The 14,921-nt window shown below is 67.3% G+C and carries 15 protein-coding genes; 4 read left to right on the top strand and 11 right to left on the bottom strand.

All coding sequences use genetic code 11. The features are described 5' to 3' along the window. Positions 1-44: 44 nt before the first annotated feature. Positions 45-752 (bottom strand): FadR/GntR family transcriptional regulator, encoded by a 708-nt coding sequence (locus AC06G6_RS03840; RefSeq protein WP_479828526.1) that lies wholly within the window; start codon positions 750-752, stop codon positions 45-47. 116 nt (positions 753-868) lie between these two features. Beyond that, complete coding sequence (locus AC06G6_RS03835) at positions 869-1,354, bottom strand: SRPBCC family protein (RefSeq protein ID WP_479826513.1); 486 nt, start codon at positions 1,352-1,354, stop codon at positions 869-871. Positions 1,355-1,407: 53 nt separating this feature from the next. On the opposite strand from AC06G6_RS03835, the gene AC06G6_RS03830 reads away from it, so the two are divergent. The 3 genes from AC06G6_RS03830 (at position 1,408) to iolB (ending at position 4,092) form a co-directional block, all read left to right on the top strand. Continuing rightward, positions 1,408-2,193 (top strand): gamma-glutamyl-gamma-aminobutyrate hydrolase family protein, encoded by a 786-nt coding sequence (locus AC06G6_RS03830; protein ID WP_479826511.1) that lies wholly within the window; start codon positions 1,408-1,410, stop codon positions 2,191-2,193. A gap of 131 nt (positions 2,194-2,324) precedes the next feature. Further along, positions 2,325-3,065, top strand: coding sequence for a GntR family transcriptional regulator (locus tag AC06G6_RS03825; protein ID WP_479828525.1), 741 nt, complete (start codon positions 2,325-2,327; stop codon positions 3,063-3,065). Between the two features lie 130 nt (positions 3,066-3,195). Next, complete coding sequence (gene iolB, locus AC06G6_RS03820) at positions 3,196-4,092, top strand: 5-deoxy-glucuronate isomerase (RefSeq protein WP_479826509.1); 897 nt, start codon at positions 3,196-3,198, stop codon at positions 4,090-4,092. A 126-nt stretch (positions 4,093-4,218) separates the two neighbouring features. Here the strand turns inward: iolB and AC06G6_RS03815 are convergent, their stop codons facing one another. From AC06G6_RS03815 to AC06G6_RS03785, 7 genes are all read right to left on the bottom strand, one after another. Next, positions 4,219-5,253 carry a Gfo/Idh/MocA family protein gene (locus AC06G6_RS03815; protein WP_479826507.1) on the bottom strand — a complete coding sequence of 345 codons (1,035 nt, stop codon included), beginning with the start codon at positions 5,251-5,253 and terminating at the stop codon, positions 4,219-4,221. Further along, a complete protein-coding gene (locus tag AC06G6_RS03810) occupies positions 5,250-6,044 on the bottom strand; it encodes a TIM barrel protein (protein WP_479826505.1) in 795 nt (264 codons plus the stop codon). Before AC06G6_RS03810 ends, AC06G6_RS03815 begins: the two co-directional genes overlap by 4 nt. Further along, positions 6,044-7,159 (bottom strand): Gfo/Idh/MocA family oxidoreductase, encoded by a 1,116-nt coding sequence (locus AC06G6_RS03805; protein ID WP_479826503.1) that lies wholly within the window; start codon positions 7,157-7,159, stop codon positions 6,044-6,046. Before AC06G6_RS03805 ends, AC06G6_RS03810 begins: the two co-directional genes overlap by 1 nt. 148 nt (positions 7,160-7,307) lie before the next feature. After that, the gene (locus AC06G6_RS03800; protein ID WP_479826501.1) at positions 7,308-8,222 is read right to left on the bottom strand and encodes an ATP-binding cassette domain-containing protein; all 915 of its coding nucleotides are present in this window, start codon (positions 8,220-8,222) and stop codon (positions 7,308-7,310) included. Positions 8,223-8,238: 16 nt separating this feature from the next. Beyond that, positions 8,239-9,288: an ABC transporter permease gene (locus AC06G6_RS03795; RefSeq protein ID WP_479826499.1), complete on the bottom strand. Its 1,050-nt coding sequence runs from the start codon at positions 9,286-9,288 to the stop codon at positions 8,239-8,241. Positions 9,289-9,341: 53 nt separating this feature from the next. Further along, entirely contained in the window at positions 9,342-10,337 is a 996-nt protein-coding gene (locus AC06G6_RS03790; RefSeq protein WP_479826497.1) for a substrate-binding domain-containing protein, read from the bottom strand. A 261-nt stretch (positions 10,338-10,598) separates the two neighbouring features. Continuing rightward, on the bottom strand, positions 10,599-11,870 hold the full coding sequence (locus AC06G6_RS03785) for an MFS transporter (RefSeq protein ID WP_479826495.1): 1,272 nt from the start codon (positions 11,868-11,870) through the stop codon (positions 10,599-10,601). A gap of 172 nt (positions 11,871-12,042) precedes the next feature. Between AC06G6_RS03785 and AC06G6_RS03780 the strand changes: the two genes are divergently transcribed. Next, positions 12,043-12,492 (top strand): MarR family winged helix-turn-helix transcriptional regulator, encoded by a 450-nt coding sequence (locus AC06G6_RS03780; protein WP_307463632.1) that lies wholly within the window; start codon positions 12,043-12,045, stop codon positions 12,490-12,492. 28 nt (positions 12,493-12,520) lie between these two features. Here AC06G6_RS03780 and AC06G6_RS03775 read toward each other — a convergent pair whose 3' ends face one another. Then, positions 12,521-13,981, bottom strand: a complete 1,461-nt coding sequence (locus AC06G6_RS03775; RefSeq protein ID WP_479826492.1) for a sugar porter family MFS transporter — start codon at positions 13,979-13,981, stop codon at positions 12,521-12,523. A 10-nt stretch (positions 13,982-13,991) separates the two neighbouring features. Continuing rightward, the gene (locus AC06G6_RS03770; protein ID WP_479826491.1) at positions 13,992-14,864 is read right to left on the bottom strand and encodes a sugar phosphate isomerase/epimerase family protein; all 873 of its coding nucleotides are present in this window, start codon (positions 14,862-14,864) and stop codon (positions 13,992-13,994) included. Positions 14,865-14,921: the final 57 nt, after the last annotated feature.

Genomic DNA, 14,921 nt, shown 5'->3' with positions numbered 1-14,921 from the left:
CGTGGATTACGTCAAGCCCCGGCTGCCGCGGCGCAGGCCGCGGCTCAGGACGCGGGGTTGTGCACGTAGCGCTCGTAGTCCTGGTACGTCTGGTCCATGTGCTCGTCCATGCTGCGGCGGGCCAGCTCGGCGTCGCCGCTCAGGATGCTGTCCATGACCTTCTCGTGGAACTCAATGGCGTGCACCTGGATTTCCTCGACGGCTGACGTTTCGCGCCGCTTCACGTAAAGGAGTTGCCCGAGCTGGGCGAACAGTGCCCGGACAAAAGGATTGCCCGAGGCCTTCAGCACGGCATCGTGGAATCCGATGTCCGCCGCCACAAAGGCATCCAGATCGCCGGACTCATGGAAGCGCTTCATGTCCGCTATGCACTTGCGCATCTGGTCGGCATGTTCGGGAGTGTGGCGTTTGGCCGCCAGAGCGGCGGCTCCGGTTTCCACCATGCGGCGCATCTCAATCAGCCCCACGGCCACCTGCTCCTCACCGCTGTCGTGCGAGGCGGCTTTGAAGATCGCATCCAGCCCGGTCCAGTTGTCGGACGGATTGACGAAGGTTCCCCGCCCGGCTTTTACGTACAGGATGTTCTGCGCCCGCAGGGCCTTCAGCGCTTCGCGCACAGTGAGGCGGCTGACATCGTAGGCCTTGGCGATGTCGGCTTCGGGCGGAATGGCTTCGTGGGGCAGCAGCTTGCCGTCAAGGATGTCCGCCAGCAGGCCGTCGACGAGGTCGTCAACGAGTGTCCTGCGGCCCATCGTGGTTCCCACCTTCAGTATTGCCTTTGCTCCCGGTGCCATCCACACTACAGAAGCGGCCGGGCATGACGGGACCGACCGAGGGCGGCACGGCCCGTTTCAGCGCCGCCTGGGCGTCAGGAAACCCCGGCGTTGCCGGCCTCGCGCTGCCCGGAGCTCATGTAGGAGTCCAGCTTGGCGAGGGTCTGCTCGATGTTGGCCGGGTGGCGGCGGACGTAACCGGCCAGGCGCAGCAGGATCCTGGCGCGTACGTCCCGCGCGTCCCACTGTTCGGTGACGAGCGTGCCCGGGTTGCCTGCGGCGTCGGCCGCCGGCTCCAGCAGGTAGCGCCACACGTGGCCGCCGAAGTGCCGCCACGCGATCCGGCGGCCTTCCTCGAACTCGCAGACCGCATTGAGGATCTTGTAGTCCAGCTTGATGTTCATTTCCATGCCGAACTTCGCGCCAAGGGCGAGCCGTTCGGGGCCGCGAGGCTGGGCACCCTTAACGGTGTCGGAGCCGTCGATCACGCTGTGCAGTGCCGGGGCGGCGAGCACCTCGAAAATGGCTTCCGGAGCGGCCGCGATGAAGCGGCTGCGGGACACGAGATATCTGTTGGTCATCCGGCCATCCTAGACCTGCGTTGTGATGCAGAAGTTCTGGTGCAGAATAGACCATGCAGATTCCGCCCCGTACCAGCACCCCTCCCCGCATCGGGATTCCCGTGCGGCTCAGCAGCTCCACGGACCCGGATCCTCGAGTGGCCGAGGCCAATGCGCTCTTCGATTACATCGTGGAACTGGTGCGCGACGGCGGCGGCGAGCCGGTGCTGCTCACTGCCCCCGGGGAGCCGCTTGAGACGCTCGACGGCGTCGTCCTTCCGGGCGGCGGCGACCTGGACCCCCGGCTCTACGGCGAGGAACCCGGCGTCGCCTGCTACGACGTCAGCCGCGCCCAGGACGAGCTGGATCTGGCCATCGCGCGGCGGTCGATCGACGCCGGGCTGCCCGTGCTCGGCGTCTGCCGCGGGCACCAGCTGCTCAATGTGCTCTACGGCGGAACGCTGATCCAGGACATGGATCCGGGGACCGTGGCGCACCGGGAAGCGGAACCGGTACACGGGGCCGGACCGTGGGCCTGGCATGAGGTCGCGGTCCAGGCTGGAAGCAAGGTTGCCCGTTTGTACGGCGGCGGAGAATTCGGCGGCACCGTCGACGGCGGCGCTCCGCAAGCCGTCACGGTCAAGATTGCCTCCGGCCACCACCAGGCCGTGGCCCGGGTCGCCGACGGGCTCGTTGTGTCCGCCGTTGCCGAGGACGGGACGGTTGAGGCGCTGGAGGACCCGGAGCGCTGGGTGGCGTCCGTGCAGTGGCACCCCGAGGCCCAGGAACTCCCGGCCGAAGAACGGCTGGCCCCGTTCCGCGCCTTTGTTGAGGTGTGTCGCAGCTCTCCCCTGGCCTGAACGGCCCTGCTACCATGGACTTAGGCAGTATGTCCTATCAAGCGAACATACGCTAAGGAACGTGACCGGCGGCCCGACGTGGGCCCGGGTCCGGGGCACAAGGGAGCGCGTCAACAGTGGCTATTCAAAAAGTGGCGAATCAACTTAATCTCAACGTCGACCGGTCCTCGCCCGTGCCGCTCTACCACCAGGTGGTCCAAGGCATCGAGGCCGCGATCCACGGCGGGATCCTTCCGCCCGGCAGCCGCCTCGACAACGAGATCGACCTGGCCGCGCAGCTGAACCTCTCCCGCCCCACCATGCGCAAGGCCATGGACGAACTCGTCCGCTCGGGCCTGCTCGTGCGCAAGCGCGGCGTCGGCACCCAGGTGGTCTCCAGCCAGGTCCGGCGCCCCCTCGAACTCTCCAGCCTCTTCGACGACCTCAGCAACAACGGGAGCAAGCCCACCACGGACGTGCTGAGCTTCTCCCACGACGAGGCCGACGCCGCCACCCGGGTAGCACTCCAGATTCCCGCCGGCTCTAAGGTCTACCACTTCACCAGGCTCCGGAAGGTCGGCGGAAAACCGCTGGCGCTGATGGAAAACTGGGTCCGCGACGACATCACCCCCATCGACGAGGCGCTCCTGGGCTCACAAGGCCTCTACGCGATCCTCCGCAACGGCGGCGTCAACTTCCGGCTCGCCTCACAGCGGATCGGTGCCATGATCGCCAACGACTACCAGGCGACCCTGCTGGAAACCACGCCCGGCTCGGCCCTTGTCACCATGGAGCGCACCGCCGTCGACGACACCGGCCGCCAGGTGGAGACCGGCCACCACGTCTACCGCGCGGATTCCTACAGCTTCGAAATGACGCTCGTCCAACGCTAGGCGCCACGAGCGCCCAGGCGACGGCACCTGCCGATCGGCTGTGCCCGCCTGGCGCTGCGCGCCTCGTCCCCGCCCCACCAACGTCAGCATCCGCGCCGTCCTCCGGCGCGACAACGAAAAGGCAGAACTCATGGCCAACTGGGTCTATCCGCTCGGCACCGCCGCCCAAGGCACTTGGGATATCTCCCTGGGCACCTCCGATTCCACCCTGGCGGTGGACGGGTGGGCCCACACCGGACTGAAGGTCGCCACCCTGGGGGCCGCCGCCGCCGTCGGACTTCCCGCGGCGGACGAGGAACGCATCGTCATCCCGCTTAACGCGTCCTTCACGGTGTCCGTCGAGGGCGCGGAGTACCGGCTGGCCGGCCGGGCGAGCGTCTTCAGCGGCCCCAGCGACGTCCTCTACACGGGCACCGGCAAGGCCGTGACTATCACATCGGCCGACGGCGGACGCGTCGCCGTGGCGACCGCCCCGGCCAGGGCCTCCTACCCGACGCGCCTGATCACCGCCGCTGAGACTCCGGTCGAACTGCGCGGGGCCGGCAACTGCTCCCGCCAGGTCCACAATTTCGGGACCCCCGCCGCGCTCGAAGCGGACCGCTTCATCGTCTGCGAGGTCCTGACCCCGGGCGGCAACTGGTCCTCCTACCCCCCGCACAAGCACGACGAGGAGAAGGACGGCGAGACCAACCTCGAGGAGATCTACTACTTCGAGACCAGGGTCTCCCCCGGCGCTCCGGCCCGGCCGGGAGCGGACGACGCGATCGGCTACCAGCGCGTGTACGCCTCGGACGAGCGGCCCATCGATGTCTCAGCTGAGGTGCGGACCGGCGACGTCGTCCTGGTGCCCTACGGCTGGCACGGCCCGGCCATGGCGGCCCCCGGTTACGACATGTACTACCTCAACGTCATGGCGGGCCCCGGCCCGGTCCGCGACTGGCTCATCAGCGACGACCCGCACCACGGCTGGATCCGCCAGACCTGGGAAGGCCAGGATCTGGACCCGCGGCTGCCCTTCGGCGCCTGAGGGCTCCGCGCGTCCGGAGGACGGCGCAGTCGGACAAAAGAACCCCGGTGCCATACGGCCCCGGGGTTCTTTTGGAACTCCACCCCGGTGACGGAACCGGGGTGGAGCGTCCTTTCAGCGGGTCACTCAGCCGGCCACGGTCTGCACCACGCGGACCGGCACGCCGGTCGCGAGGGATTCCTGGGCGGCATCGGCCACGCGGGAAGCGGCCACGGCATCCTCCGGCGTGCAGGGGTTGTCCCGGCGGCCCAGGATCAGCTCGACGAAGGCGGCCATCTCGGAGCGGTAGGCCGTCTCGAACCGCTCGGCGAAGGTCCGGTGCGGTTCCCCGGCCGGGAAGGAGACCCCGGCTTCGGCCGAGGCCAGGGCCGTTTTGTCGTCCAGCCCGACCATGAGCGAGCCCCGCGAGCCCTGGATTTCCAGCCGCACGTCGTGGCCCGCCCCGTTGTACCGGGTGGCCGAGACGGCTCCCACGGTGCCGTCGTCGAACGTCACCAGCGCGAGGGCCGTGTCCACGTCGCCGGCTTCCCCGATCGCGGGATCCCCGTTGTTGGAGCCCCGGGCGTAGACCTCGACGATTTCCCGGCCGGTGAGCCAGCGCAGGATGTCGAAATCGTGGACCGAGCAGTCCCGGAACAGCCCGCCGGAACTGGCCAGGAACTCGACCGGCGGCGGCGCCATATCGCAGGTGACGGCGCGCAGCGAGTGGATCCAGCCCAGTTCCCCGGCCTGGTAGGCACGCCGGGCCTCCTGGTAGCCGGCGTCGAACCGGCGCTGGTGGCCGATCTGGACGACGCCGTTCCGGTCCCGGACGTAGTCGAGCACGGGCAGGGCGTCCGCCACGTTCAGGGCGACGGGTTTCTCGCAGAACACCGGGATGCCGGCGTCCACCCCGGCTTTGATCAGCTCCGGGTGGGTCCCGGTTCCGGTGGCGATGACGAGTCCGTCCAGTCCGGACGCGAGGAGCGCCTCCACCGAGGGCAGGAACTCGGCACCGAGCCCCGCGGCGATGCTCCGGGCGTGGTCTTCGGCGACGTCCGTGAGCCGGAGCCGGACGTTGATGCCCTGGGGATTGAGGACGCCGTTGAGCGCGGCGATGTTGTTGGCGTGCATGACGCCGATCCGCCCCACCCCGACCAGTCCGAGAATGACGTCTTTCATACTCCAACTTTCGTGTGTAGTGCCGGTACGGTGAATGCCGCGCGGAAGGCCGCCAGGGCCGCGTCGCTGTCGCCGCTGGCCCAGGCTTCCATGCCCACGGTCCCGTCGTAGCCGGCCTCCGCAAGCGCCCGGGCGACTGCAGCGTAGTTGATTTCCCCGGTCCCGGGCTCGCAGCGGCCCGGAACATCCGCCACCTGGATTTCGCCGAGGTACGGCAGGGCGCTTCGGACGAGTTCGATCAGGTTCCCCTCCCCCATTTGCGCGTGGTACAGGTCCAACATGAGCCTGGCGTTCGGGTGCGCGGCGGCCTGCACGAGCGCCAGGGTGTCCTTGGCGCGGGCCAGCGGGATGCCGGGGTGGTCGAGGATGGTGTTGAGGTTCTCGAGGCAGAACGTCACCCCGTGTTTCTCGCCGAGCTTCCCGAGCCGTTCCAGGGTCCTGGCGCCGGTGGTCCACATGTGGCCGCTGGAACGGTAGACCGGGCGGGCGGCGTGGCCCTCAATGAGTTCCGCCGGGTGCACCACCATCCGGCTCACACCGAGCTCCAGTGCGGTCGGGATGAGCGACTCCGCCGTCCGCACAACCTCGTCCGCCGTGTCGGGATCCACCAGGCTGCCGGCGGTGTAGCCGGTCATGGAGGAGAACACGGCCCCGGTGGCCTTGAGCGCGCCAATGTCCTTGGTCCGCGAATCCCAGAGTTCGACGTCGAAGCCGGCCTCGTGGATCCGTCGCACCCGCTCGGTGAACGGCAGTTCGGTGAAGACCATCTCGGCGCAGACGGCCAGGCGCATCAGAGGACCGCCGTCTTGTGGACGGCGACGGTGTTGACGGCCGCCGGGGAGCCGCTCTTGACCGATTCGATGCAGGCCAGCGCCACGGCCAGCGCACGCCGGGCGTCGGCGGCGCCGGGCGTGAGGCTGAAGGGCTTGGGCGCCGGCACTGTGTCGTCGCTGCGGCCGTCCCGCCGGGCGCGCACGGCATCGGCGAAGTCGACGAGTTCGTCCGTGTAGGCCTGCCGGAAGAGCTCCACGTTAAGCCGCGGCGTGTCGGCCGACATCCCGTCGGCGGTGTAGCGGCGGGCCGCGGTTTCCGTGGCCCGCCCGGCCTGCACCATGCCCTTGGAGCCGAAGACTTCCCCGCGGATGTCGTAGCCGTAAAGAGCGCTGAAGTTTGCCTCGGCCACCGCGATGGCGCCGTTGCTGTAGCGGATGGTCACGACGGCCGTGTCCAGGAAGCCCTGGTCGCGCAGCCCGGGTTCCACCAGCGCATCGGCGATGGCGTAGACCTCCACCGGTTCGGCGCCTTCGTTGAACCAGTTCAGGGTGTCGAAGTCGTGGATGAGGGTTTCCAGGAAGACGGTCCAGGCCGGGACCCTGGCCGCGTGTGGAATGCTGCCCGTGCCCGGATCCCTGGTCAGTGAGCGCAGCAGTTGCGGCGTCCCGACGGTGCCGGCGGCGAGGTCCTTTTTGGCTGCCTGGAAGTCCTCCGCGTATCGGCGGTTGAAGCCGACCTGGAAGTGCACGCCGGCGGCCTCCACGGCGGACAGGGCGTCGTCGAGCTCGTCGAGCCCCAGGCCGGCCGGCTTCTCGCAGAAGACGTGCTTCCCGGCGGCGGCGGCCTGGGCGATCAGCGTGGAGTGGAAGCGCGCCGGGCTTGCGATGATCACGGCGTCGATCTCCGGGTCTGCCAGGATGTCGGCGGCGTCGGCCGTCACCTTGCCGGCGCCCAGGGCGGAGGCCAGCGTCGCGGCGGACTCCACGTTGGGATCAGCGATGGCCGACAGCTCGGCGCCGGGGACCCGACGGGCGATGCTCTCGGCGTGGAAGGCTCCCATCCAGCCCGAGCCGATGAGCCCGATCCGCACGGGCAGGGGAAGGTCTGCGGAGTCCCGCTTCAGGTAAGCCATGGGCTCGTCCTTTCATTTGTTCACAACGGTGTGAGGGTGGGGCCGGTGCGGGGCCGCGGTTTCCAGGCCCTGCCTCCGGCCGGCGCAGGAGGCCGGCGCAGGAAAGAGCAGGGCTGCCCGGCCGGGCGGGCCCTGCTCCCCCGTGCTGCTAGTAGGTTTTGCCGGTGGTCTGGGCCACCTCGGCCACTTCGCCCTGGACTTCCTTGACGATGTCGCCGTGGCCGCCGAGCTGTTCGAGTTCGTGGGCGAGTTCGGCGAGTTCGGCGCCGCCGGCCATTTGGGCGGTGAGTTCGTCCAGGGTGATGTCCTTCTTGTCGTAGTAGCCGATGGACTTGCCGCGCTTGAGCAGCAGGAACCGGTCGCCGACAGGGAAGGCGTGGTGCGGGTTGTGGGTGATGAAGATGACACCGAGGCCGCGGTCGCGGGCCTGCAGGATGTACCGGAGCACGACGCCGGACTGCTTCACGCCCAGCGCGGCGGTGGGCTCGTCCAGGATCAGGACCTTCGCGCCGAAGTACACGGCCCGGGCGATCGCGACGCACTGGCGTTCACCGCCGGAGAGCTGGCCGATGGGCTGCTCCACGTCCCGGAGGTCGATGCCCATCTCGGCGAGTTCCTTGAGCGTGATCTCCTTCATTTTCTCGACGTCCATGCTCTTGAACGGGCCGAAGCCGGACGTGAGCTCGGAGCCGAGGAAGAAGTTCCGCCAGATCGGCATCAGGGGCACGACAGCGAGGTCCTGGTAGACGGTGGCGATGCCGGCGTCCAGGGCGTCGCGGGGGGAATCGAATTTCCGTTCCTCGCCCATGATGTTCAGGACCCCGGCGTCGTGCTGGTGCAGGCCGGCGATGATCTTGATCAACGTGGATTTGCCGGCGCCGTTGTCGCCCAGGACGCAGGTGACGCGGCCGTTGTCCACGGCCATGGTGACGTCGGAGAGGGCGATGATGTTGCCGTAGTGCTTGCCGACGCCCTCGAGGGAGAGCAGGTGCACGGGGGTGTGGGTGAGGGGGTCTTTTTCGTTCTGGAGCAGCGTTTGCTGGTCGATTTCTTTGGCGTTCATTTCTTCCAGGGCCCCTTTACTTGAGTTCCGCGCGGCGCTTGACGATGAGGTTGACGATGGTGGCCAGCAGCAGCATCAGGCCTAGGAAGAACTTGAACCAGTCCGGGTTCCACTGGGCGTAGACGATGCCCTTGTTGGCCATGCCGAAGATGAACGCGCCGATCGCGCCGCCGATGGCAGAGCCGTAGCCGCCGGTGAGGAGGCAGCCGCCGATGACCGCGGCGATGATGTAGAGGAATTCGTTGCCGACGCCTTCACCGGACTGCACGGTGTCGAAGGCGAAGAGGTTGTGCATGCCCAGGATCCAGCCGCAGAAACCGACGCCCATGAACAGGCCGATCTTGGTGGCCTTGACCGGGACACCCACGGCGCGGGCGGCGTTGGCGTCCCCGCCGACGGCGAAGATCCAGTTCCCGACCCGGGTGCGCATCAGCACCCAGGTGGCCACCGCGACGAGCGCGAACCAGATGAACACGGTGATCTTGACGTCGACGCCGCCGATCGTCACGGATGAGGCGAACACCGCCCGGGCCGAGGCGAAGCCGTCCATGTTGGAGATCGACGGGGAGGACACCGAGCCGCCGATCAGGCGGGTCAGGCCCAGGTTCAGGCCGGTCAGCATCAGGAAGGTCGCCAGGGTGACGATGAAGCTGGGCAGCTTGGTCTTCATCAGGATCCAGCCGTTGATGTAGCCGATGCCCAGCGACACCACCAGGGCCAGGAGCACACCGACCCAGACGTTCGTGCTGAAGTACCAGCTGAACATCGACGCCGTCAGGGCCGAGGTGATCACCGCGACACCGGTGGAGAGGTCGAATTCCCCGCCGATCATCAGCAGGGACACGCCCACGGCCATGATCCCGATGGTGGAGGAGCCGTAGAGGATGGTCGCCAGCGCGTTGGGCTGGGTAAACGTCGGGGACACCAACGCGAAGAAGATGAAGAGGACGATGGCGCCCACCAGGGCACCGACCTCGGGACGTCCGAGCAGCTTCTGGAACGGACTGCGCTTGGCGACGCGCTCATCGGGCGCCGGTGACTTTGTCTTGGTCTGGGTCATGGTCATGATAGATCTCCTTGCTGCCGGGCTGGCGTGAACCGGCCCGGCCAGCGGGCTATTTAGCGGATACCCTGCTCGGCGAACTTCAGGACATCGGCCGCATTGGACTGGTCGATGATTGCGGGACCGGTGAGGACCGCCTGGCCGCCGCCGATATTGAATCCGCCGCGCTTGTTCTGCCACAGCGCATCAACGGCGCTGTAACCCTGCAGCCACGGCTGCTGATCCACCGTGAACAGCACCGTGCCGTCGGCGATCTTCTGCGCCAGTTCCTTGTTCAGGTCGAAACTGGCAACCTTCGCCTCACTCCCGGCGGTCGACACGGACTTCAGGAGCGTCAGGGTGATGGGAGCACCCAGGCCGATGATGACATCAGCATCCGAGGAGGCCTGCAGCTTTGCCGTGGCCGTCGACTCGACCGAGGTCATGTCAGCCCCGTTCACGTACAGGATCTCGGTCCCGGGAACCTTCGCCTTGACACCGGCACACCTGGCTTCCAGGCCCACGTGCCCCTGCGCCTGGATCACGCAGACCGGGTGCTTGAACCCGCCGTCGGCCAGCTTGGTACCAACGGCCTGTCCGGCGAGCTGCTCATTGGAACCGAAGTGCGTGAAAGCCCCGAGCTGGGTGGCGACCGATTCGCCGGCGTTGAGGCTGACAATCGGGATGCCCGCGTCAGAGGCCTTCTTCAGGGCGTCCTTGAGGGCGTCAGGTGTAGCCAGTGTCACGGCGATGCCGTCCACCTTCTGGTCGACTGCCTGCTCGATCAGCTGTGCCTGCCGGCCGGCCTCGGGATCGCCCGTGTAAAGCAGTTCGACGTTGTCCTTCGCTGCCGCCTCCTCGGCGCCCTTCCGGACGGTGTCCCAGAAGGTGTCGCCGGCGGGGGCGTGGGTGATCAGGGCGATCTTCATCCGTTCCGTCGTGGCAACCTGGCCGCCTCCGGCCGCATTGCCTGTGTCAGCGGGCTTGCCGCCGGTGCTTGAACATGCACTCATTGCCAGCATCGGCACAACCGCCGCCACCAGGGTCGCCTTGCGCCAGGAAAATTTAGCCACCGTGAATCTCCTTTGATTTCAGCTCCGGGCTGCTACCTTGCAGCCGCCGGAATAATGCCTACCTCGATCATGGTGATTTAGCTCACGCATGTCAATAGTTTGTCCTGACATTAGGATGTAATCACGTAACTAAGGGGGTGGGGTGCGTAAGAAAGTCGCCTGACCGCGGGGTTTTCGGGGCGGTGAACGCAGCCCGCAAAACGCCGACGACGGCAGCCGGGGGCCGCCGTCGTCGTCAAATCCATCGTGCGCCCAGGGCCGCTAGGCCGGCTGGAGTTCCACACCTTCCCGTTCGCTGTCCTGACCCGTGACGCCGGTTCTGGAGGTGCCGCCGTCGCGTCCGCCGTCGTGCCGCTTCGCGGCGGCCGCGGCGAACACCATGACCCCCAGGCCCAGCAGGGTGATCCCGGCACCGGCCCAGATGGGTGAGGTGTAGCCGAGGCCGGCGGTGATGGTCACGCCGCCCATCCATGCGCCGAGCGCGTTGCCCACGTTGAAGGCCCCGATGTTGGCCCCGGACGCCAGGGTGGGGGCGGCCGCGGCGTATTTCATGACGCGCATCTGCAGCCCGGGGACCGTGGCGAAGCCGAAGCCGCCCAGCAGCACCATGGAGGCGATGGTCATCGGCTGGCTGGCGGCGGTCAGGGCGAAGACCACGAGGACGACGACCAGCACGGCGAGCGCCACGAGCAGGGTGCGGTCCACGTTCCGGTCCGCCGCCTTGCCGCCCACGGTGTTGCCGATGAACAGGCCCACGCCGAAGAGGATGAGCAGCCACGGCACGGTGGAGGCGGAGAACCCGGTGACCTCGGTGAGGGTGAAGGCGATGTATGTGAAGGCGCCGAACATGCCGCCGTAGCCCAGGATGGTGACCAGGATGGAGAGCCAGACCTGCCCGGAGCGGAAGGCCCGCAGTTCCCCGCGCAGCCCGCCGGAGGCAGCACCGGAGGCGGAACCGGAGGCAGAACCATCGCCCGCCTGGCCCGAGCCGGTTTTTGGAACCAGGGTGAGGATGCCGACCAGGGCGAGCACACCGATGCCCGTGATCGCCCAGAAGGTGGACCGCCAGCCGGCGGCCTGGCCCAGCATCGTGCCGAAGGGAACGCCCAGGACGTTAGCCGCCGTGAGCCCGGTGAACATAATGGCGATCGCACCGGCTTTCTTCGTGGGGGCGACCATGCTGGCCGCGACCACCGCGCCGATGCCGAAGAAGGCGCCGTGCGCGAGTGCCGCAATGATGCGGCCGATCATCATCAGCAGGTAGTCGGGCGCCACGGCCGAGACCAGGTTGCCGGCGATGAACAGCACCATCAGCACGGCCAGCACCGGTTTGCGCTCGAAGCGGGTCACGGCGGCGGTCAGGAGCAGGGCCCCGACGACGACGGCGAGCGCGTAGCCGGAGATGAGCCAGCCCGCCGTGGCCTCGCTGACCTGGAAGTCTGCGGCCACTTCGGGCAGCAGGCCCATGATGACGAACTCGGTGAGTCCGATCCCGAACCCTCCGAGGGCAAGTGCTATCAGGCCGATGGGCATGGAGGAGCTCCTTCAAAACTGTACGGAAAGAAAAGCGAAGCGTAAGCTATTAGTTGCAGACGCGTTATTTATTGTTGCACAAGCAACTATGCCGCGCAAGCAACTAATTTGTGGGCTGTCGTCGTTCCGGGGTTTTTCGGGGCTGGGCAGGCTGATCGGAAGGGAAGAACTGATGGGCATCAAGGACGACGCCGTCGAGGTCCGGGCGCAAGGCTGGCGGACCCTGGCGGCCCTGCACGGGCTGATCGAGGCGGAGCTGGAGCGCTCCCTGCAGGCTGTGGCGCAACTGTCCGTCGTTGAGTACACCGTGCTGGATGCGCTGAGCCGCCAGGACGGCTGGCACATGCGCATGCAGCAACTGGCGCGCGCCACGGCACTGAGCGCCAGCGCCACCACCCGCCTGGTCAACCGGCTGGAGGACCGCGGCCTGCTGACCCGGATCCTGTGCGCCGATGACCGCCGCGGGATCTACACCGAACTCACGCCGAGCGGCATCAAGCTGCTCGAGGAGGCCCGGCCCAGCCATGACGCCACGCTGGAGCGTGCGCTGGCCGAGGCGCAGGAGGTGCCGGAACTGGCGCCGCTGGTCGCTGCGCTCCCGACGCTGCACGCTCACGTGTAGCGCCGGGGGCAGGGCTTTGTGCTGACCGCTACACGCTGACAGGCTGCTTGGCGGCCGCGTTCTTGAAGTAGTGCTCCAGGTCTTCCAGGCTCTTGTCCTTGGTTTCCGGGACGACGCGTTTCACCCAGACGATCGCTGCCAGCTGCATCGCCACGAAGATGAAGAACGTCATGGAAACACCGATCCAGGCGACCATCTGCGGGAAGAAGAAACCGATCAGGAAGTTGATCATCCACAGCACGAACACGCAGATGCCCATGCCGATCCCGCGGACATGCATCGGGAAGATTTCGGACATCGTCAGCCAGGTCACGGTGCCGATGCAGGACTGCATGGAGGCCAGGAAGGTCACCATGAACAGCAGCACCAGATAGCCGCGGAGGGTGCTTTCCGGGATCAGCATTGAAATCAGGCCAATGGCCAGCAGCGAGGACGACGTCCCGGTCAGGCCGACGATCAGCATCGACTTCCGGCGGACGCGTGTCATCAGGGACATGCCGACGATGACGGCGGCCACGGAGGTGACGCCGTTGACGACGTTGGCAAGGAGTGCGCCCTGGTCCCCGAATCCCGAGCTGGAGAGGATCGAGGTGCCGTAGTACATGATGGCGTTGACGCCGCTGATCTGGTTGATGACCGCCATGCCCAGGCCCACCACAAAGATCCTGCGGATCCAGGGCACCGTGAGGTCCCGGAAGGTTCCGAGCTTGGATTGGTAGTCCTCCCGGGCCGCCTGCCGCACCTCATCGAATTCCGTCGAGACATCGGCCGGCGCGCGGGTCTTGCGCAGGACTTCGAGGACCTCGCCGAAGCGTCCGGCCGATGCCAGCCAGCGGGGGCTTTCGGGCAGGACCAGCATCCCGAACCACAGCACCACGGCCGGCAGTGTCGCGATGACCAGCATCCAGCGCCACACATTCGAGGCCTCGGGGAAGGCGTTGCCCAGGACCGCGTTGAACGTAAAGGCCAGGAACTGCCCCGTGACGATCATGAGCTCGTTCTGCGTGACGATCCGCCCGCGCTGGGCTGCCGGCGACATTTCCGCGAGGTACACCGGCACGATCACCGACGCCCCGCCGACGGCCAGGCCAAGGACGGTCCGGGCCAGCACCAGCAGTTCCGTCGTGGGGGCCAGGGAACAGGCGATGGTGGCGACGGCGAAGATGAGGGCCAGCCCCATGATGGTCTTGCGGCGGCCGAAACGGTCGGACAGCCGGCCGGCGGTGATGGCACCGAACGCCGCGCCGAACAGCAGGGTCGACGTGACCAGGCCTTCGGTCAGCGGCGTCAGCCCGAGGTCGCGCTGCATGAACGGCAGGGCCCCGTTGATCACGCCGGTGTCGTAGCCGAAGAGCAGGCCGCCGAAGGTCGAGAACAGCGCGACCTTCCGCATGAAACGCTTCGGGTGCGCGGGAGCACCGGGCGGGCCGGCGGGGCCGGGCCCGGCCTGGGTCGAAGCGCTGGGGAGGGTGTTTTCCGTCTTCTGCATAGGGCGGCCGCTACCGTGCCTTTTCGATGTAGTTGTTCATCGTGTCCAGCTGGTAGCGGGAGACCTCGGCAGCGTTGTCGTCCTCGGCGAAGACGCTGGAGACCATCACGGTGTCCTCCCGGTCGAGGAAGCCGATCTCCTTGAGACCGCCGAAGAACTCATCCCAGTTGACGTCGCCGTCGCCGATTTTCAGGTGCTGGTGCACCCGGACCGGGTTTCCGGGCGGGTTGGTGATGTAGCGCAGCCCGTGCGAGGCGTGGTGGTCCATGGTGTCCGCGACGTGGACCAGGCGGAGCTTGTCCCCCGCGGCGCGCATGATGTCCAGCGGCGCGTTCTGCATATGGAAACTGTGCGAGGCGACATAGACCAGGCCGACGTTCTTGGAGTTCAGGCCACGGATCACCCGGATCGCCGCCAGGCCCTCCTCGACGAAGTCATCCGGGTGCGGGTCGATCAGCAGGTCGATGCCTTCGCGTTCGATGATCGGCAGCAGTTCCTCCATCGAGCGGTAGAACGCGCGCTCGGATTCCTCCGCCTTCTCCGGGCGTCCGCTGAATTCGGTGTTCATGGTGCTGACGCCGAGGTCCACGGCAATCTGGATGGCACGCTTCCAGTACCGGACGGCCGCTTCGCGGGCGTCCTCATCCGGGCCGGACCAGCGCAGCACCGGCAGAACGGACGCGATCTCGATCCCGGCGTCCTTGCAGGCCTTGGCCAGCTGGCCCACCAGTTCGTCGTCGGCCTTCGGGTGGTTATAGAACGGGATGAAATCGGCGTGCGGGGTCATCTGCATGTACTTGTAGCCGAGGTCCGCCACCACCCGGGGAAACTCCAGCAGGCTGTGCGAGTGGTGGAAGGGCGTTGGATCAAGTGCAATTTTCACGTGGGACACTCCATGGTGGATCAGTCAGGTTGTGCGCGGGACGGAACGGAACGGGAT

Source organism: Arthrobacter sp. CJL-S3, from assembly GCF_056711635.1.
The sequence above is the reverse complement of the archived record's forward strand: the minus strand, read 5'-3'. Positions and strand labels throughout refer to the sequence as shown.